The sequence below is a fragment of the Klebsiella sp. WP4-W18-ESBL-05 genome (assembly GCF_014169075.1).
GTDB classification, from domain to species: domain Bacteria; phylum Pseudomonadota; class Gammaproteobacteria; order Enterobacterales; family Enterobacteriaceae; genus Kluyvera; species Kluyvera ascorbata_B.
Genome location: NZ_AP022057.1, coordinates 3,487,906 through 3,507,065, shown reverse-complemented (window position 1 = coordinate 3,507,065; position 19,160 = coordinate 3,487,906). Strand labels below are relative to the sequence as shown.

Sequence of the window (19,160 nt, the reverse complement as noted above, 5' to 3'; positions counted from 1 at the left end):
TCAGGAGAAGGGCTGCGTGGAAATTAATAACGAAAACGATCAGGTTGAGGCGCTGAAAAGCTTCTTTGCCGAAAATGGCAAAGCGCTGGCCGTTGGGGTAATTTTGGGGATCGGTGCGCTGGTTGGCTGGCGTTACTGGAATTCCCATCAGGTAGACACGGCCAGGGACGCGTCCATGGCCTATGAAAATGCCGTTTCTTCTCTTAGTTCAGGGAAACCGGAAGCGCTGGCCGCAGCGGAGAAATTTGCCGCTGGGGCGAAAAACACCTACGGGTCGTTTGCTTCCCTGGAGCTGGCGCAGGTCTTCGTTGATAAAAACGATCTGGCACAGGCAGAAAAACAGCTGCAGCAAGGGCTGGCCGCCGCATCTGATGATAATCTGAAGTCCGTTATCAACCTGCGCCTGGCGCGCGTTCAGCTGCAAATGAAGCAGCCTGACGCAGCGCTGAAAACGCTGGAAGGCGTGAAAGGTGAAGGCTGGACGGCAATTGTTGCTGATTTACGTGGGGAAATCCTGCTCAGTAAAGGTGACAAGCAGGGCGCGCGTGCGGCGTGGGAAGCAGGCGCTAAAAGCGATGCATCACCGGCGCTCAGCGAAATGATGCGCATGAAAATTAATAATTTGTCCGTCTGAGAGGGACCCGATGCAATTGCGTAAACTACTTTTGCCTGGACTGCTTTCTGTCACTCTGTTGAGTGGTTGTTCACTGTTTAGCGGCGAAGAAGACGTTGTTAAAATGTCTCCGCTGCCGACCGTAGAAAACCAGTTTACTCCGTCTACTGCCTGGGACGTTTCGGTGGGTAGCGGGATTGGCGATTTCTACTCCAACCTGCATCCGGCCTATGCGGATAGCGTGGTCTATGCCGCTGACCGTAAGGGCATCGTGAAAGCGATGAACGCGGATGATGGCAAAGAAGTATGGTCCGTCAATCTGGCGGAAAAAGACGGCTGGTTCTCTCGTAAACCGGCGCTGCTCTCCGGTGGCCTGACCGTTTCCGGCGGCCACGTTTATGTCGGCAGCGAAAAAGCGCAGGTTTATGCGCTGGATGCGGGCGACGGTTCTATCGTCTGGCAGACCGCCGCGGCGGGCGAAGTGCTTTCTCGTCCAACCGTGAGCGATGGCCTGGTGCTGATCCATACCAGCAACGGCCAGCTGCAGGCGCTGGATGAAAACAGCGGCGTCGTGAAGTGGACGGTAAACCTGGATATGCCAGCGCTGTCTCTGCGCGGTGAATCTGCACCGGCTGCAGCTTACGGCGCGGCGATTGTTGGCGGTGATAACGGTCGCGTGAGCGCGGTCCTGATGCAGCAAGGTCAGCTGATCTGGCAGCAGCGTATTTCTCAGGCCACCGGCTCCACGGAAATTGACCGTCTGAGCGACGTGGACACCACGCCGGTCATCGTCAATGGCGTGGTTTATGCCTTAGCCTACAATGGTAACCTGACGGCGCTGGATCTGCGCAGCGGTCAGATCATGTGGAAACGCGAGCTGGGCTCGGTGAATGATTTCATCGTCGACGGCAACCGTATCTACATCGTCGATCAGAACGATCGTATTCTGGCGCTGACCACCGACGGCGGCGTGACGCTGTGGACGCAGAGCGATCTGCTGCACCGTTTACTGACTTCGCCGGCGCTGTATAACGGCAGCCTGGTGGTGGGCGATGCCGAAGGCTACATGCACTGGGTTAACCCGGAAGACGGGCGCTTCCAGGCGCAGCAGAAGGTTGACAGCTCAGGCTTCCTGACGGATCCGGTTGCAGCCGACGGTAAACTGCTGATTCAGGCAAAAGACGGCACGGTGTACGCCATTACGCGGTAATCCGGCTGTGTTGATTCAGCGATGGACGGCTCCTGTATGCTCAGGGGCCGTTTGCTATTTTTATTAGTACTGATTTCTTGCCCGATGGCGCTTCGCTTATCGGGCCTACACAGACAGAGTAGGCCGGGTAAACGATGCATCGTCCGGCAACGCAGATTGTCACAAATTTTGAGTATATGAGGCTTTAACATGGTACCTGTGGTCGCGCTTGTCGGGCGCCCTAATGTTGGAAAATCCACGCTCTTTAACCGCCTGACGCGCACTCGTGATGCGCTGGTTGCGGATTTCCCGGGTCTGACTCGTGACCGTAAGTACGGTCGTGCTGAAGTTGAAGGGCGTGAATTTATTTGTATCGATACCGGCGGTATCGACGGCACGGAAGAAGGCGTCGAAACGCGCATGGCGGAACAGTCGCTGATGGCGATTGAAGAAGCCGACGTCGTGCTGTTTATGGTTGATGCGCGTGCGGGGCTGATGCCGGCGGATGAAGGCATCGCTAAACACCTGCGTTCACGCGAAAAGCCGACCTTCCTGGTGGCTAACAAAACCGACGGCATCGATCCGGACCAGGCGGTGGCCGACTTCTGGTCGCTGGGTCTCGGTGAAATTCACCCGATCGCCGCTTCTCACGGTCGCGGCGTGACCAGCCTGCTGGAGCAGGTGCTGCTGCCGTTCGTTGACGACGTGAACCCGCCGGAAGAGGTGGATGAAGACGCCGAATATTGGGCAAAATTTGAGGCTGAGCAGAACGGCGAAGCGCCTGAAGAGCCGGAAGACGATTTTAACCCGCAGGATCTGCCGATTAAAATCGCTATCGTGGGCCGCCCGAACGTCGGTAAGTCAACGCTAACTAACCGTATTCTTGGCGAAGACCGCGTGGTGGTGTACGACATGCCGGGCACTACCCGTGACAGTATCTACATCCCGATGGAGCGCGATGAACGTGAATACGTCCTCATCGACACCGCAGGCGTGCGTAAGCGCGGTAAAGTCACCGATACGGTGGAGAAATTCTCGGTTATCAAAACATTGCAGGCCATTGAAGACGCTAACGTCTGTCTGCTGGTGATTGATGCGCGGGAAGGTATTTCTGACCAGGATCTGTCGCTGCTGGGCTTTATCCTCAATAGTGGGCGCTCACTGGTTATCGTCGTCAACAAGTGGGACGGCCTGAGCATGGAAGTCAAAGAGCAGGTGAAAGAAACCCTCGACTACCGTCTGGGCTTTATCGACTTTGCTCGCGTGCACTTTATTTCTGCGCTGCACGGCAGCGGCGTGGGTAACCTGTTCGAATCTATTCGCGAAGCGTATGACAGCTCGACCCGTCGCGTGGGTACCGCGATGCTGACCCGCATCATGACCATGGCCGCGGAAGATCATCAGCCGCCGCTGGTACGTGGCCGCCGCGTGAAGCTGAAGTATGCCCACGCCGGTGGTTATAACCCGCCGATCGTGGTGATTCATGGTAACCAGGTAAAAGATCTGCCGGATTCATACAAACGCTACCTGATGAACTACTTCCGTAAGTCGCTGGATGTGATGGGTACGCCTATTCGTATTCAGTTCAAGGAAGGTGAAAACCCGTATGCAAACAAACGTAATACGCTGACGCCGACCCAGATGCGTAAACGTAAGCGATTGATTAAACACATCAAGAAAAGCAAGTAAGCGTTGAATCAATATCACAAGAAGCCCGCGTAGCGGGCTTTTTTTATGGGCGCACGGCGGTCGCCAGGAAAATGATGATGAGGCATTATCACACCGCAGCGATCTGCTATAGTCGAACGGCAATCGACGTGCATAGCGATAGCGTCGATTCTCACCCGGCTAAAGGTAAAGAGCGGCTCTACGATGATGATTGATTTAAACGCCGATCTCGGCGAAGGCTGTGCGAATGACGGTGCGCTGATGCCGTTGATTACGTCCGCCAATATTGCCTGTGGCTTCCACGCCGGTGATGCGCAGACGATGCGGCAGAGCGTGCTGCTGGCGCAGCGGTATGGCGTGGCCATTGGGGCCCATCCCAGTTTTCCCGATCGGGAAAACTTTGGCCGCACCGCTATGCTGTTAGCGCCTGACGTTGTCTACGCCCAGATGCTGTATCAAATTGGCGCGCTGGCGGCCATCACGCGCGCGCAAGGCGGGACGATATCTCACGTTAAGCCTCACGGCATGCTCTACAACCAGGCGGCTGCGTCACCGGCGCTTGCCGACGCCATCGCCAGGGCGACAAAAGATATCGATTCTGCGCTGATGCTGGTAGGGCTAGCGGGCAGCGAGCTCATTCGCGCGGGAGAACGTTACGGCCTGACCACGCGGGAGGAAGTCTTCGCCGACCGTGGTTATCTGGCTGATGGCTCGCTGGTGCCACGCCACGAGCCAGGGGCGCTGATTCAGGATGAAGAAGAAGCGGTGACGCGCACGCTTGAAATGGTGCTGAACGGCCGCGTGAAAAGCCGTGACGGTATCTGGACGAAGGTAAAGGCGCAGACGGTCTGCCTGCACGGCGATGGTGAGCAGGCGCTGGCCTTTGCCCGACGGCTGCGTGCGGCCTTTGACGCCCACCGGATTGAGATACGGGCCTGAAGCCATGCATGGCGTTAAATAGGATTGGGTGATGGCGATATCCGATTCTTTCAACCATGATTTTGGTATTCGCCGCTGTTAGCGAACAGGTGTCAGCAGGAGGAAATCGCTTCTTTCGCCCGGGACGTCACTATGCGCAACGCACTTCTGCCCACAATCGCCGCGGTCAGTCTTTTTCTGACCGGAGTGTTTATTTTGAATACCCAACTCTGGTTTTCCTCGCGCGCTGAAAGCCTCAGCGGCGCGCAATATGCGGCAAAGAGTATCAATCTTATTCTGGATGAAGCGGCACGGGCGACTCAAACGGCGATGAATATCGCGGCGACGGGATGCGATCTGGATGGCCAGTATCGGCTTGGCATTGATGCCGCGCTGGAACCGCATTTACGTACCGTCGTCATTATCAAACGGGGAGCGGTGTGGTGTTCGTCGCTACCGGGTAACCGCATTATGCTCTCGACGGTCCCGCCGTTATCGGCAAGCCATTTGTTGCTGGCGCCCGCCGTCGACATGGCGAACGGGCAACCGGTGCTGATCTATAACACGCAATTTGACGATAGCCATATTCTGGTGACCATCAGCGATCGGCATATTCGCAGCGCGCTCAGCGTACCGCTAAAAGGGGTCAACTATGCCCTGAGGGTGAACGATGCCGCGATTGGTGTTTCTGATGATGTGACGGCGCTAGCGGGCAACCTAACCTATAACGCGCAGGTCAATTCCGCAAAATATCCTTTTAGCATTGTCTACCGTCAACCGCCGCTATGGAGTCTGCAACGGCTGATCGCGCACGGGCTGGGCATTCTGTTATTTCTGCTGTTTATTTCCATCGTGACGGCCTACGTCCTCAATAAATACCTTAATAAAGACGTGACGCCGGAAGAACGGCTACGTCGGGCGATTCGCCGCGGCGAAATTGTTCCTTTTTACCATATGGTGGTGAACGGCAGGGAGGGGACGCTGCGCGGCGTTGAGGTCCTTGCGCGCTGGAAGCATCCGCGTGCGGGGTATCTCTCCCCGGCATCGTTTATTCCCCTGGCAGAGAAAACCGGGCTGATCGTCTCGCTGACGCAAAGCCTGATGGCGCAGGTGGTCGCTAACATGAATGCGATCGCCGTCAAGCTGCCGGAAGGTTTTCATGTCGGCATTAACTTCAGCGCATCGCATATCTCGCGACCGGATTTTGTCGACGAGTGCCTGCGGTTTAAAGAAAGCTTCTTGCGTCAGGATCTTAACCTGGTGCTTGAGGTGACCGAGCGTGAACCCCTGCACGTTGATGAAGCGTTAATACAGACGCTGAATACGTTGCATAAAGTGGGTTTCGTGATCGCCCTGGATGATTTCGGTACCGGGTACTCGGGATTGTCATATCTCCATGATTTACATATTGATTATATTAAAATCGATCAAAGTTTTGTCGCCCGGGTCAACGAAGACCCGGATTCGACGCGGATCCTCGATTGCGTGCTGGATCTGGCCCGCAAGCTCTCGCTCAGCATTGTGGCCGAAGGCGTTGAAACAAAGGCGCAGCTCGACTACCTCAACAAAAACGAGATTACCTTCCAGCAGGGATACTATTTCTATAAGCCGGTTAAATTTACCGAATTTGTGAAAATCCTGCTGTCAAAACCGAAAGTGAAGGTGAACGTGGAGTAAATCCGTGGCGAGTATGCAAACGGCCGTTGACCTCGTAGCGCTTAACGAATGGAAGGGACTTCCCCTAGATATGCGCCTGATTAACTTTCGTGCAATCATAGGATAAACATTGACCCAGAGGGATTCGTTATGACCATCACCACTGTCGGTATCGATCTTGCTAAAAATGTGTTTGCTGTTCACTGCATTGACCAAAATGGTAAAGCTGTTCTGGTTAAACCCAAGGTGTCGCGTGCAGCACTTTCTGAACTCATCGCAGGTTTACCTCCCTGTGTCATTGGAATGGAAGCCTGCTCGGGTGCCCACTATTGGGCAAGATTATTCAGGCAGTATGGCCATGATGTCCGGTTGATGGCTCCGAAATTTGTCTCACCCTATCGCATGGCGGGTAAGACCGGGAAAAATGATGCAGCTGATGCAATAGCTATTTGTGAGGCAGTGCAGCGGCCGCATATGCGCTTTGTACCAGTCAAAGACGAAAGCCAGCAGGCAATGCAATGCTTACATCGGACAAGACAGGGATTTATCCAGGAAAGAACAGCAACGTATAACCGTCTTCGGGGCCTGATATCTGAATTCGGGGTTATTGCCCCACAAAGCACTGATGCTCTGCGTCATGTTGTTTCTGACCAGAAGGAAACTCTGCCAGTACAGGTCAGGCTGTGCATTGATGATCTATTGACACATGTCACTAATATTGAAGAGAAAATCGCCGAATATGACAGGGTATTATCTCGTGTGGCCAAAACAGATCATCGCAGCCAGCAGTTAATGGAACTGAAAGGTGTTGGGCCCACCACAGCGAGTGCGCTGGTCGCCAGTATTGGCAATGCCCATGATTTTAAGAACGGGCGCCAACTGGCAGCCTGGTTGGGGCTAACGCCATCACAATACAGTAGTGGCGGAAAATCAAAGCTTGGCAGGATAACAAAAGCGGGTGATGCCTATCTGCGAACCCTACTGGTCCAGGGAGCCCGTTCTGTAATGGTAGGGGCAGAGAATAGAACGGACCCGTTTAGCCGTTGGGTCTGCTCGTTGATTGGTAGGCGGGGATACTGGCGTGCTGTCGTTGCAATCGCCGCCAAGAATGCGAGGTTGTGCTGGGCATCATTACATTACGGCGATGACTTCAGACTGTATTCAACAACATGAAAAATTTAACTGAGTAGTAACTGAACTGTAAATTGTTGATGGTAAAGGGTTAGACCCCCGTGAGAAGTATCTGCATATCCTACTGGATATCACTATCCGATTAACGAAGGAGGATCTCACGAGCGTCTTTCATCAGGGTCCGAATCACTAGCGATTCAGCATGACCGTTTATAGTAGCGCAGTCTTATCCCTTGCCTTTCATTGATGAACAGACAGAAATTAAAAACCGGCGTTGACTGTTCGGGGAAGCCCTTATAGTAGGATAGTCACCGTTTTGCAGGCATTCATTCCAGGAGCTGTGTTATGACTAACGAAATCCCGCTGAAATTTTATGACATCGTCGATGAATATGCGACCGAAGCCGCTCAGGCCGTCGGCGATGACGAACGCGACGCGCTGGCGCACTATTTCCAGCTGCTTATTACGCGCTTAATGAACAACGAAGAGATCAGCGAAGAGGCGCAGCAGGAGATGGCCGTTGCGGCGGGCATTAAAGCACAGCGTATTGATGATATTGCAGAATTCCTCAATCAATGGGGTAACGAGTAACGCTATTTCGCGTCGGCACGGCCGCTGAACGGTACGAGGTAAGTTATGGGACATCGCTCCACTTCCGATTTAAATATCAGTACGCAGCTCACTCAGCTTGGTCGGGACACCACCCGTCAGGCGGGGTTTGTTAATGCGCCGATTTATCGCGGCTCAACGGTGGTTTTCCCGACGGTTGACGATCTGGAACATAATCGCGCCGAGTTTAACTACGGCACGATGGGAACGCCGACCATCGCCAGTCTGGAAAACGCCTGGAGCGCGCTGGCGGGGGCCGCCGGAACGGTGTTGTCGCCATCGGGGCTGGGGGCGATTTCTCTGGCGCTGCTGACCACGCTGAAAGCAGGCGATCACCTGCTGATGCCCGACAGCGTGTACCGCCCGACCCGCAACTTCTGCGCCGGTATGCTGGCAAAAATGGGGATTGAAACCACCTACTACGACCCGCTGATCGGGGCCAATATCGCTTCGCTCTTCCGGGCGAACACGACCACGCTGTTCCTTGAGTCTCCCGGTTCGCAGAGCTTTGAAATTCAGGATGTTCCGGCGATGACGCGGGCGGCGAAAGCGCGGGGGATTGCGACCATCATCGACAATACCTGGGCGACACCCATTTTCTTCCGTGCCCACGAGCACGGCTGCGACCTCGCGCTTGAGGCGGGAACGAAGTACCTCGGCGGTCACTCTGATCTGCTGATGGGTCTGGTCTCGGCGAATGAGGCCTGGTGGCCCCAACTGCGAAAAACCTACGACCTGATGGCGATGCTGCCCGGTGCTGAAGACTGCTTCCTGGCGCTACGCGGGCTGCGCACGCTGCATCTGCGCGTTAAAGAAGCTGAACAGCGCGGTCTGGAGATGGCGCGCTGGCTGCAAACGCGGCCGGAAGTGATGAGGGTGCTGCACCCGGCGCTGCCTGAATGCCCGGGCCATGAGCTCTGGAAGCGCGATTTCACCGGGTCTACCGGGCTGTTTTCGCTGGTGCTGAAGCCGGAGTTCACCCGTGCGGGCGTGGCAAACATGTTGGATCATATGCGTATTTTTGCGATGGGCTATTCATGGGGTGGTTTTGAAAGTCTGATTATTCCCTTCAACTGCGCGGACTACCGCACCGCCACGCGCTGGCAGCCTGGCGGGCTGACGTTGCGTATTCAGGTCGGGCTGGAAGACATGGACGATCTGAAAACCGATCTGGCGGCTGGGTTTGAGCGCCTGTGCGCCGTGCGATAACCGCAATACGCCATCGCGGACAATTTTCTGCGCTGGCGCTTCATGCATAATGCCGCTATCTCGTTTTACTGCACATGAGTCGATGCGATGAATATTGGATTTGTTGGCCTGGGGGCGGTGGTTGAGACGGCGTATCTCCCGGCCCTGAAGGCGCTGTCGCTGCCCGTCACGGCGCTCTGGGGCTATGACCGCAACCCGCAGCGGTTGCTGCCGGGCGTGACGCCCTGTGATTCTCTTGCCGCGCTGCTGGCGCAACCTATTGATACGTTGTTTATTACCACCATTTCGCTTCAGCATCTGCCGGTGCTCGAACAGGCGCTGCGTTCGTCGATTCCGCGTATTGTGGTGGAGAAGCCGATTGCCGCCACGCTGGCTCAGCTTACCGACCTCCGCCGCCTGCTTATGGTGCCGGAAAACGCGTGCCGCGTGCTGGCGTTGGATCACTGGATGGCCCGTGATGGCGCGCTGTGTCTGGCGCAGGGGAATATGGACGCCCGCTGGAGTCCTGAACGCGGCGCTGCGATTGGCCGAGCGCCGGTCGCCTCGCTGGCCGATATTGTCAGCCTTGATGGCTTTCTGCTGGAGCCGAGTGGCTTTAACGCCGCCGGTGAGCCGATCGCGCTGAATTTTGCCACCGGCGAGCCCGATACCCGCCAGCTACGCCACCCTGACGGCGTGATTGTCGATATTGGCACTCATGTGCTGGCGATGATGCGTGAGACGGTGCACTATCTCGGCGGTAGCGATGAGATCCAACTGGTGGCGGAACAGGTGAAAGACCGGCTGGGGCGGCCTATCGTGTATGGCGATACCGAAACGGCGGAAGGGGAGGCGCACCTCAAAGGCACGCTGGGCCATATTCCGGTTAACCTATGGCTGAACAAATACGCCGGGCCGGGCGTTGAGCGCAAAGGGATCCGTATTTATCTGCGCGATGGGCGTATTATCAGTCAGACCCGTGCCCCCGGTGGTGAAAGCGTGGAGCTGATTGATGGCGATCGCGTGATGCGCTGGGCGCGATCGGGTGCCATTTATGCGCACTGTCTCGGAGAGCAAATCCTCGGCAAGCGCAGCCTGTTTTTCCGCGCGCCGGATGAAGTGGCAAAACTCACTCAGCGGCGCATGGCGGAAGTGGAGACGCTTTTACGTATCCAGCAGCAGCTACGCGGGGAACATTGAGCGGTGAGTCGTGGTAAAATAGCGGCACAAGAACCGCGTTAAGGAGTCGTCATGGAATTCATCTGCCCAACCTGTCAGGCCTCGCTGGAGGTGCTGGGTAATCAGGCACACTGCGACCACTGCGAGAAAGATTTTACGCTGGAGGCGCGCTGCCCGGAATGCCACAAACCGTTGGAGGTGTTGAAAGCCTGCGGCGCGGTGGACTACTTCTGCCAGAACGGCCACGGCCTGATATCGAAAAAGCGGGTGGAGTGGGTGCCGGTCGGCGAATAATTTTACGGTGGTAGCACGTTTAGGCCTGGCGGCGGTTGCGCCTTACCCGGCCTACGTGCGTTTGTGCCCGACGGTAGGCCTGATAAGCGAAGCGCCATCAGGCATTGGCCTTATCATCGGCCTCTTACAACGCTTTTTTACGCGCTCGCGTTTTCTTCTGTGCGGTGACCGTGCGGATTTCACTTTCTACCCAGCCGTCTGCCAGACGCGTAGTCAGCATCTCTCCCGCCTTCGCCTGCTTCGTTTGCTTCAGTACTTTGCCATCGCTGGCGGTCGTGACGCTGTAGCCACGGGCAAGCGTAGCCAGCGGGCTGACGGCTTCCAGATGGGTGACCGCATTGCCAAAGCGCTCGCGCTGCTCGCTTAGCCGCGCGCGAATATTTTCCGCCAGTCGATACTCCAGCTGTTGCACCCGTGACTGCGCGCGATGAATGCGCGGCTGCGGGTTCTGCTGGTTCAGCCGCTGTAGCATGCGCTGCTGGCGCTGATTGGCTTGCTTGATCTGATTTTCCAGCGCGACGCTCATGCGCTGACGCAGCCTTTCCAACGTTGTTTGCTGGCGCGCCAGACGCAGCTGCGGGTGCTGCTGCTGAAGCCGATGCTGAATTTGCGTAAAGCGGCGGTGGCGATTCGCCAGATAATAATCCATCGCCATTTCCAGACGCTGCTGCGCATTTTGCACCTGACGCAGCAGCTCCTGCTGGTTACGGCTGACGATTTCCGCCGCCGCCGACGGCGTTGGCGCGCGCAGATCGCCGACGAAATCGGCGATGGTGACATCGGTTTCGTGGCCGACGGCGCTGACCACCGGGATGCGGCTGGCGAAAATCGCCCGCGCTACCCGTTCGTCGTTAAAGCTCCACAAATCTTCCAGCGAGCCGCCGCCGCGCCCGACGATTAATACGTCACACTCGCCGCGGGCGTTTGCCAGCTCAATAGCGCGCACAATCTGCCCCGGCGCATCGTCGCCCTGCACGGCAGTGGGGTAAATTACCACCGGCAGCGACGGATCGCGACGCTTAAGGACGTGGAGAATATCGTGCAGCGCCGCGCCGGTTTTCGAGGTAATGACCCCGACGCAGTGGGCCGGGGAGGGCAGCGGCTGTTTGAACTGCTGGTCGAACAAGCCTTCGGCCTGTAGCTTTGCTTTGAGCTGTTCATATTTTTGCTGCAACAGCCCTTCGCCCGCAGGCTGCATACTCTCGACGATAATCTGGTAGTCGCCGCGCGGTTCGTACAGCGTAATGTTGGCGCGCACCAGTACCTGCTGCCCGTGCTGCGGGCGGAAGGTGACCCGACGGTTGCTGTTGCGGAACATCGCGCAGCGTACCTGGGCGTTATCGTCTTTTAAAGTGAAGTACCAGTGGCCGGAAGAGGGCTGGGTAAAGTTAGAGATCTCGCCGCTTATCCACACCTGGCCCATCTCGCGTTCGAGCAGCAGGCGCACCGACTGATTCAGGCGGCTAACGGTAAAAATTGCGGGGCTTTGAGAAGATAACATGTGAGCGGGATCAAATTCTAAATCAGCAGGTTATTCAGTCGATAGTAACCTGCTGCCGGGTGAGTGCAAGCCTTTTATGCAAAAAAGTGTGGATGCAATCGCTTACGCTCTGTATAATGCCGCGGCAATATTTAATAACCTCCCAGGTGAGATATTGCCCATGCTACGTATCGCAAAAGAAGCCCTGACGTTTGACGACGTCCTCCTCGTTCCCGCTCATTCTACCGTTCTGCCGAACACGGCTGACCTTAGCACTCAGCTGACCAAAACTATTCGTCTGAACATTCCTATGCTCTCTGCGGCAATGGACACCGTGACTGAAGCGCGCCTGGCAATTGCCCTGGCACAGGAAGGCGGCATCGGTTTTATCCACAAAAATATGTCCATCGAGCGTCAGGCGGAAGAAGTTCGCCGCGTGAAAAAACACGAGTCCGGCGTCGTGACCGACCCGCAAACCGTGCTGCCGACCACCACCCTGGAAGAAGTTAAAGCGCTGACCGAGCGTAACGGCTTCGCGGGCTATCCGGTTGTGACCGAAGACAACGAACTGGTCGGCATCATCACCGGCCGTGACGTGCGCTTCGTGACCGACCTGAGCCAGCCGGTGAGCGTTTATATGACGCCGAAAGAGCGCCTGGTTACCGTTCGTGAAGGTGAATCACGTGAAGTGGTGTTCGCTAAAATGCACGAACGTCGCGTGGAAAAAGCGCTGGTGGTTGACGATAGCTTCCACCTGCTGGGCATGATTACCGTTAAAGACTTCAAAAAAGCCGAACGTAAACCGAACGCCTGTAAAGATGAAAAAGGCCGTCTGCGCGTTGGTGCTGCGGTGGGCGCGGGTGCGGGCAACGAAGAGCGCGTTGATGCGCTGGTTGCCGCTGGCGTTGACGTGCTGCTGATTGACTCCTCTCACGGCCACTCTGAAGGCGTGCTGCAGCGCATTCGTGAAACCCGTGCGAAATACCCGGATCTGCAAATTATCGGCGGTAACGTGGCGACCGGTGCGGGCGCTCGCGCGCTGGCTGAAGCCGGCTGCAGCGCAGTGAAAGTCGGTATCGGCCCGGGTTCCATTTGTACGACTCGTATTGTGACCGGCGTCGGTGTACCGCAGATCACTGCCGTTTCCGACGCGGTTGAAGCGCTGGAAGGCACCGGTATTCCGGTTATCGCCGACGGCGGTATTCGTTTCTCCGGTGATATCGCTAAAGCGATTGCCGCGGGCGCTGCTGCCGTCATGGTTGGCTCTATGCTGGCGGGTACCGAAGAATCCCCGGGCGAAATCGAACTGTATCAGGGGCGTTCTTATAAGTCTTATCGCGGTATGGGTTCTCTGGGCGCGATGTCCAAAGGTTCTTCTGACCGTTACTTCCAGAGCGATAACGCCGCGGACAAACTGGTGCCGGAAGGTATCGAAGGCCGCGTAGCCTATAAAGGCCGCCTGAAAGAGATCATTCACCAGCAGATGGGCGGCCTGCGCTCCTGTATGGGTCTGACCGGTTGTGGTACCATCGACCTGCTGCGTACGAAGGCTGAATTCGTGCGTATCAGCGGTGCGGGTATCCAGGAAAGCCACGTTCACGACGTGACCATCACCAAAGAGTCCCCGAACTACCGTCTGGGCTCCTGATTAGTTTCCGCGCCCGGTTCTGAACCGGGCGTTTTGTTTTTGTTTCACTTGCCTCGGAATGATCGTCAAATGACAGACAATATTCATAAACATCGCATTCTTATTCTCGATTTCGGATCGCAGTACACCCAGCTGGTAGCGCGTCGCGTACGTGAACTGGGCGTTTACTGTGAACTGTGGGCGTGGGATGTTACTGAAGCACAAATCCGTGAGTTCAACCCGAGCGGTATCATCCTCTCCGGCGGCCCGGAAAGCACCACCGAAGCAAACAGCCCGCGCGCGCCAGAATACGTGTTCAATGCAGGCGTTCCGGTATTCGGCGTGTGCTACGGCATGCAGACCATGGCGATGCAGCTTGGCGGCCACGTTGAAAGCTCCACCGAGCGTGAGTTCGGCTATGCGCAGGTTGAAGTGCAGACCGACAGCGCGCTGATCCGCGGTATTGAAGATGCCCTCACCGCCGACGGTAAACCGCTGCTCGACGTGTGGATGAGCCACGGCGACAAAGTGACCGCGATCCCGGAAGGCTTCGTCACCGTTGCCAGCACCGAGACCTGCCCGTTCGCCATTATGGCGCACGAAGAAAAACGCTTCTACGGCGTGCAGTTCCACCCGGAAGTGACCCATACCCGTCAGGGCCTGCGTATGCTGGAGCGTTTTGTACGCGACATCTGCCAGTGTGAAGCGCTGTGGACCCCGGCTAAAATTATCGACGATGCCGTTGCCCGCATTCGCGAGCAGGTTGGCGACGATAAAGTGATCCTCGGCCTGTCCGGCGGCGTAGATTCCTCCGTAACCGCAATGCTGCTGCACCGTGCGATCGGCAAAAACCTGACCTGCGTATTCGTGGATAACGGTCTGCTGCGCCTGAACGAAGCACAGCAGGTCATGGATATGTTTGGTGACCACTTCGGCCTGAATATCGTTCACGTTGAAGGTGAGCAGCGCTTCCTGGATGCGCTGAAAGGCGAGAACGATCCGGAAGCGAAACGTAAGATCATCGGCCGCGTATTCGTTGAAGTGTTCGACGAAGAAGCGCTGAAGCTGGAAGACGTGAAATGGCTGGCGCAGGGGACTATCTACCCTGACGTGATCGAATCTGCCGCGTCCGCTACCGGTAAAGCGCACGTCATCAAATCTCACCATAACGTCGGCGGCCTGCCGAAAGAGATGAAGATGGGTCTGGTTGAACCGCTGCGTGAGCTGTTCAAAGACGAAGTGCGTAAGATTGGTCTGGAGCTGGGCCTGCCGTACGACATGCTGTACCGTCACCCGTTCCCGGGGCCGGGTCTCGGCGTTCGCGTGCTGGGCGAAGTGAAGAAAGAGTACTGCGACCTGTTGCGTCGCGCGGATGCTATCTTCATCGAAGAACTGCACAAAGCCGACCTGTACAACAAAGTCAGCCAGGCGTTCACCGTATTCCTGCCGGTCCGTTCCGTTGGCGTCATGGGCGATGGCCGCAAATACGACTGGGTTGTTTCCCTGCGTGCGGTAGAAACCATCGACTTTATGACCGCGCACTGGGCGCACCTGCCGTATGACTTCTTAGGCCGGGTGTCTAACCGTATCATCAACGAAGTGAACGGCATTTCCCGCGTGGTGTATGACATCAGCGGTAAGCCGCCAGCGACGATTGAGTGGGAATAAGCTGACAACCCTTCCTGAGTTTTCAGGCACAGGTAAACGTAAATTAAACCCTCTGTTTTTACAGAGGGTTTTTATTTATCTGCTTTCCCGGAAACGTGGAGTTGTGTGAATCTTTGTTGGTGTTCTAAATATAGTCTCTATTAAAACCGATGCATGACATTCGGCGGACCCATTATGAAAATCGAGACAATCAGCTACGTTAAAAAAACGCAGCAACGCTTGATCTGTCAGAACCCATCCTGGTGACACAAAATGGTGTGCCTGCTTATATCATAGAGTCTTATGATCAGCAGCAGGAGCGGGAAAACGCCATTGCTTTGCTGAAGTTGATTACTCTGTCAGCGAAGGATAAAACCGAAAGGCGCGTCTTCTCAAAAGAGCAGCTGCTGTTTAAACGTCTGACCATGGCCTGATAACCCGTTCAGTTTAAAAACGCCGCCGAAATTAAATCGTACAACCGCTTGATAATCGTATTTTCATCATGCGCGAGTTCAACGCTTGCAACCGTTAAGCGCTTCTCTCCGGCCAAAATTCTATAGCCGGCCGTTAACTCGTGGTTGCCCAACCGATTATGGTGGGGGTAGAGGAGTATAAGTTCCGCACAATCATATATCTGGCCATAAGCCATCATCTGATAGACATCAGCTTGTAAGACACCGCTTTTAGGATCGTCAATATTGCTCCTGATACATTTCCATTTCGTATCGATGATCACCCTATTTTTATTGCTTTGTTTGATGAGAAGATCGGGTTTAGTCTGAAAACAGGCCTTGCCATCTTCTTTCTCTTCAGTCAGGCAAAACAAGCGACCGCCTTGAGCGTAGAGCGTCCAGTCACGACCGTGGATAGCCTTCCTGGCGAGTGCTGCCACATAGCTTTCAAACAGATCGTTCATCGGGAAAAGTAGCGTGAACCCGGTTTGCGCGCGTCTGTCGTGGTGAGTAGCCTGCCAACTACGATTCAGGAATAAGCGTGCAAATTCGTAAAGCGTTCCCCAACGCCGGTTGGTCCTGTCGATGTTGACCTGTGACCAGGGGAGTTGGCTAAGCGATACATCACTGATATCTGCAAACAGATAATGTAGTTCATTCAGTCGACGGATAGTTTCGGTTGCGTGAGCATAACTGCGCAGCATGATGACGCACGATTTCATAATACGAAGTAGCGCAGTATCTGCTGACAGCGTGTCGTAGCGGCAAGCAAGTCGGTCAGGCCGCACGGAAAGAGTGGTAAATTGTCGGGTGACGTTGAGCCGCCCCTTCAGTGCGGACAGGTCGTCTTCTTGTGCCATATAAGCGTGCGGTAGCCCACGCTTAACTTCTGTTAATAATCGATCGGCGAACAGACGTATAAGGATATCGAGTAGGGTACTGTTTTGCCGCGCCATCGTTGCAACTTGCCCGTGCCCAAGTTTAAGCCCGAGGGCCACGTCGAGCATGCGAATAAGGCGGCTTCGAATTGCGGTGTCCGATTCGTTAGCCTCGTTATCTATCTTGGGTAAAATCTCCAGGCTGCATCCCGGCGCGGCAATCACGCCCACCATCTGGCCTGCAAAAATTTTGCTATGCCGATCGATTAATATGTTGGTGCCATGCTTATTCGCTAAAGGATGCGCGCGCGCGACTGCGAGCAGGAGATTGGCCTGAGCGCGAGTAAAAGTATGGCATTCTCCTTCATCCTGCGTACCAACAGAAACGCTGCCCCATTCATGGACGGTCAAGTGCGTCATTATTCTTTGCCATTCGCCATTAATGAATCCTGGTCAGATATCGGTTGGGCATGACCCTCTAGTTGCTTAAAGGCATTTTCCTTAAATGTCGGACGTACCGACCAACTAAGCATTTTCTCACCATCAATTCCTGGCGGTGGTGTGATGGATTCATTTTGAATAAATCCATCGCCGAGTACTGTTGATATCCGGCTCCAATCGTCAAAGAAATACTCTTGCAAAAGAGGTATGACTTTATTGCGCATGACTTCTTCAATCTGAAACTTGGTTTTACAATGCATAAAGAATGCATGGCCTATACGATGTTCACGATCTACCAGATATTCGATTCGACGATTAATTGTTGTTAGAACGGCGCGCAGATTGATGTTTTCTACCACGCCCAGGAGGTCTGCTTCGGGAGCCATTTCGCGAAAATTGAATCGGCGTCTGAGAGCGGTATCGAGTAAAGCGATTGACCGATCGGCGGTGTTCATTGTGCCAATAATATGCAGATTAGCGGGGATACCAAAGTCTTTCTTTTTCGAATAGGGCAGGGTTACGGTGAGCGCGTTGGTCATGCCAAGACGCTTGTCTGGTTCCAATAGCGTAATTAATTCACCAAATACCTTTGAGATATTTGCTCGGTTAATTTCATCTATAATCAGGACAAACTGCTCCGGCTTTACTGGCTCGATCGATTTATACTCGGGTTCTTCATTGACGTTGATCAATCTGCTTAAGCCTGCAATGTTCACCCTTCTGGCTGGCAATGAATACAGCGTCCGCATGGTAAATTTGCCTTCGACAATGGTGTCGAGGGGAAGCGGATCGTTGAGTGTCAAAAGCCAGCGGACACGACGGCGATGCGCATAGTAGCCTTCGGCTGAAGGAACGAAGTAATAATCACCAGTCACTTCAGCGATAGCCCGAAAAGCTGTATTTCCATATGGCACGATGACAATGTCACCGACTTTCATTTCGCTACGGAAGGGGTAAGTTTGCGTCCAGTTACTTGGCGTTTGATTGCCTGGATTTTGTTTGAGCCATTCATCTTTTATCGCGTCGAAGGATGAAAATTTCTCTGCGCTCCAGTCTATTGCGCCTCCCCAGCCGAGAGCAATGTAGCCATTTGCCTGCGCATCCTCATAGACATCGTCTTCGGAGCCAATCGTACCTTGCGCCATTTTCCAAAAATGACGACCTTTTAGATCAAATTCCGATGTATGTTGAAGGGGGCGCTTTCGGGTTCGGGCCTGATCGGCAAGGGCACAAATTTCCCGGAATATGCCTGGAACGGGAACAAGTCGAAATCCCGTTGATAAGGTTTCATCGCCATCAGTTTCGGGGCGAAGCCCTTCGACGAAAGTTTCATAATCATAGCTTTGATGGAAGGTGACGAAACTGATGCGCTTTTCAGCCATCAATTCGTTGTAGCGGTCCATTAATTCCTCTCGTCCCTCTGGCGTCAACGGATAGTCGGCCGTCCCATCGCAAAGTGCTACGGCTTCGCGGGCTGTATTATAGGTTTTCCCTGTACCCGGTGGGCCATAAAGAATGAGGTTTGTTGGATTTGATGGTTCCTGGGACACGGTTTCCTCTCCTTCCATGAGTATAAATGTTATTTTTTTTGCGGCTTCATCCATTAGCGGGGCGGGCACATTCGCTAGCTCCTGGAATTCGCTGTTTGCCAATGTCTCGCAGATATCTGTCCAGCTCATACTCATATTCATTTCACTATTGAGAGCATCAGTGGCCATTACCACAGACTTCTCACCGCGTTCACGCGCAGGTGCTATGTAGTGATGACGGACATAGTCCCATATTCGATCGGTTTGGGAAATATCACCACTAAGGAATCGACCGTATTGCCCCAGCCAGCTATTCCAACTGACTAATCTGTTGAGCGGGTTTTTTGATTCAGGCATTAAGATGCGATATTCATAGCCACCGTTTTTTGCATTGTTACGAATTTGCTTGATGCGTTCACGTAATTGAGCAAAACCATCCGCTTTATAGGCCTCATTGAGGTCGTTGTATGGGGAACCTAATGCCGCAAGGTTTTTCTCAATCGTTTTTATCGCGTAAACTCGAGTATTTCGGGCAGATAACGCTTGGGCTCCTCTGGCCTCTAGCCATTCACGATATTCAATTTCAAGCATAACTTCCGTCCTTCTGTTCAATTTTAAGGCATAGATTCTTATCTATATTGAGGACTGTGCGGTGGTCAAG

15 protein-coding genes and 1 pseudogene are annotated in these 19,160 nt (G+C 54.6%); 13 read left to right on the top strand and 3 right to left on the bottom strand.

Annotated features, from left to right (window positions below):
- Positions 1-16 precede the first annotated feature (16 nt).
- The 10 genes from H7R58_RS16760 to H7R58_RS16715 all read left to right on the top strand — a co-directional run bounded on the left by H7R58_RS16760 (position 17) and on the right by H7R58_RS16715 (position 10,445).
- Entirely contained in the window at positions 17-634 is a 618-nt protein-coding gene (locus H7R58_RS16760) for a YfgM family protein (protein WP_106924102.1), read from the top strand.
- A gap of 10 nt (positions 635-644) precedes the next feature.
- Positions 645-1,823, top strand: coding sequence for an outer membrane protein assembly factor BamB (gene bamB, locus H7R58_RS16755; RefSeq protein WP_106924103.1), 1,179 nt, complete (start codon positions 645-647; stop codon positions 1,821-1,823).
- Positions 1,824-2,012: 189 nt separating this feature from the next.
- The gene (gene der, locus H7R58_RS16750) at positions 2,013-3,491 is read left to right on the top strand and encodes a ribosome biogenesis GTPase Der (protein WP_106924104.1); all 1,479 of its coding nucleotides are present in this window, start codon (positions 2,013-2,015) and stop codon (positions 3,489-3,491) included.
- Between the two features lie 183 nt (positions 3,492-3,674).
- Positions 3,675-4,409 carry a 5-oxoprolinase subunit PxpA gene (pxpA, locus tag H7R58_RS16745; protein ID WP_106924113.1) on the top strand — a complete coding sequence of 245 codons (735 nt, stop codon included), beginning with the start codon at positions 3,675-3,677 and terminating at the stop codon, positions 4,407-4,409.
- 132 nt (positions 4,410-4,541) lie between these two features.
- Complete coding sequence (locus H7R58_RS16740; protein ID WP_182930194.1) at positions 4,542-6,065, top strand: EAL domain-containing protein; 1,524 nt, start codon at positions 4,542-4,544, stop codon at positions 6,063-6,065.
- Between the two features lie 129 nt (positions 6,066-6,194).
- A complete protein-coding gene (locus H7R58_RS16735; protein WP_000156884.1) occupies positions 6,195-7,217 on the top strand; it encodes an IS110-like element IS5708 family transposase in 1,023 nt (340 codons plus the stop codon).
- 303 nt (positions 7,218-7,520) lie between these two features.
- Entirely contained in the window at positions 7,521-7,766 is a 246-nt protein-coding gene (locus tag H7R58_RS16730; RefSeq protein ID WP_106924115.1) for a DUF2543 family protein, read from the top strand.
- 45 nt (positions 7,767-7,811) lie between these two features.
- Positions 7,812-8,993 (top strand): cystathionine beta-lyase, encoded by a 1,182-nt coding sequence (metC, locus tag H7R58_RS16725; protein ID WP_182930195.1) that lies wholly within the window; start codon positions 7,812-7,814, stop codon positions 8,991-8,993.
- Positions 8,994-9,080: 87 nt separating this feature from the next.
- The gene (locus H7R58_RS16720; protein ID WP_182930196.1) at positions 9,081-10,172 is read left to right on the top strand and encodes a Gfo/Idh/MocA family oxidoreductase; all 1,092 of its coding nucleotides are present in this window, start codon (positions 9,081-9,083) and stop codon (positions 10,170-10,172) included.
- A 51-nt stretch (positions 10,173-10,223) separates the two neighbouring features.
- Positions 10,224-10,445, top strand: a complete 222-nt coding sequence (locus H7R58_RS16715; protein ID WP_035891425.1) for a zinc ribbon domain-containing protein — start codon at positions 10,224-10,226, stop codon at positions 10,443-10,445.
- A 124-nt stretch (positions 10,446-10,569) separates the two neighbouring features.
- Here the strand turns inward: H7R58_RS16715 and xseA are convergent, their stop codons facing one another.
- Positions 10,570-11,946, bottom strand: coding sequence for an exodeoxyribonuclease VII large subunit (gene xseA / locus H7R58_RS16710; protein ID WP_106924119.1), 1,377 nt, complete (start codon positions 11,944-11,946; stop codon positions 10,570-10,572).
- Positions 11,947-12,106: 160 nt separating this feature from the next.
- Between xseA and guaB the strand changes: the two genes are divergently transcribed.
- The 3 genes and pseudogenes from guaB (at position 12,107) to H7R58_RS16695 (ending at position 15,633) form a co-directional block, all read left to right on the top strand.
- Positions 12,107-13,573, top strand: a complete 1,467-nt coding sequence (gene guaB, locus H7R58_RS16705; RefSeq protein WP_106924120.1) for an IMP dehydrogenase — start codon at positions 12,107-12,109, stop codon at positions 13,571-13,573.
- A 69-nt stretch (positions 13,574-13,642) separates the two neighbouring features.
- Positions 13,643-15,220 carry a glutamine-hydrolyzing GMP synthase gene (gene guaA, locus H7R58_RS16700; RefSeq protein ID WP_106924121.1) on the top strand — a complete coding sequence of 526 codons (1,578 nt, stop codon included), beginning with the start codon at positions 13,643-13,645 and terminating at the stop codon, positions 15,218-15,220.
- 174 nt (positions 15,221-15,394) lie between these two features.
- Positions 15,395-15,633 (top strand): annotated as a pseudogene (locus H7R58_RS16695) (type II toxin-antitoxin system Phd/YefM family antitoxin).
- Positions 15,634-15,641: 8 nt separating this feature from the next.
- On the opposite strand, the gene H7R58_RS16690 reads toward H7R58_RS16695, so the two are convergent.
- Both H7R58_RS16690 and H7R58_RS16685 read right to left on the bottom strand, forming a co-directional pair.
- Positions 15,642-16,949: an McrC family protein gene (locus tag H7R58_RS16690; protein WP_106924122.1), complete on the bottom strand. Its 1,308-nt coding sequence runs from the start codon at positions 16,947-16,949 to the stop codon at positions 15,642-15,644.
- On the bottom strand, positions 16,949-19,090 hold the full coding sequence (locus tag H7R58_RS16685) for an AAA family ATPase (RefSeq protein WP_106924123.1): 2,142 nt from the start codon (positions 19,088-19,090) through the stop codon (positions 16,949-16,951). The genes H7R58_RS16690 and H7R58_RS16685 overlap by 1 nt, the downstream gene beginning before the upstream one ends.
- Between the last annotated feature and the right edge of the window lie 70 nt (positions 19,091-19,160).

Excerpts from the sequence above, each read along its gene's own strand:
- metC (WP_182930195.1), top strand. The coding sequence starts at position 7,812 with ATGGGACATCGCTCCACTTCCGATTTAAATATCAGTACGCAGCTCACT.
- der (WP_106924104.1), top strand. The coding sequence starts at position 2,013 with ATGGTACCTGTGGTCGCGCTTGTCGGGCGCCCTAATGTTGGAAAATCC.
- xseA (WP_106924119.1), bottom strand. The coding sequence starts at position 11,946 with ATGTTATCTTCTCAAAGCCCCGCAATTTTTACCGTTAGCCGCCTGAAT.
- H7R58_RS16685 (WP_106924123.1), bottom strand. The coding sequence starts at position 19,090 with ATGCTTGAAATTGAATATCGTGAATGGCTAGAGGCCAGAGGAGCCCAA.
- H7R58_RS16735 (WP_000156884.1), top strand. The coding sequence starts at position 6,195 with ATGACCATCACCACTGTCGGTATCGATCTTGCTAAAAATGTGTTTGCT.
- bamB (WP_106924103.1), top strand. The coding sequence starts at position 645 with ATGCAATTGCGTAAACTACTTTTGCCTGGACTGCTTTCTGTCACTCTG.
- H7R58_RS16720 (WP_182930196.1), top strand. The coding sequence starts at position 9,081 with ATGAATATTGGATTTGTTGGCCTGGGGGCGGTGGTTGAGACGGCGTAT.
- pxpA (WP_106924113.1), top strand. The coding sequence starts at position 3,675 with ATGATGATTGATTTAAACGCCGATCTCGGCGAAGGCTGTGCGAATGAC.
- H7R58_RS16730 (WP_106924115.1), top strand. The coding sequence starts at position 7,521 with ATGACTAACGAAATCCCGCTGAAATTTTATGACATCGTCGATGAATAT.
- H7R58_RS16690 (WP_106924122.1), bottom strand. The coding sequence starts at position 16,949 with ATGACGCACTTGACCGTCCATGAATGGGGCAGCGTTTCTGTTGGTACG.
- guaA (WP_106924121.1), top strand. The coding sequence starts at position 13,643 with ATGACAGACAATATTCATAAACATCGCATTCTTATTCTCGATTTCGGA.
- guaB (WP_106924120.1), top strand. The coding sequence starts at position 12,107 with ATGCTACGTATCGCAAAAGAAGCCCTGACGTTTGACGACGTCCTCCTC.
- H7R58_RS16740 (WP_182930194.1), top strand. The coding sequence starts at position 4,542 with ATGCGCAACGCACTTCTGCCCACAATCGCCGCGGTCAGTCTTTTTCTG.
- H7R58_RS16715 (WP_035891425.1), top strand. The coding sequence starts at position 10,224 with ATGGAATTCATCTGCCCAACCTGTCAGGCCTCGCTGGAGGTGCTGGGT.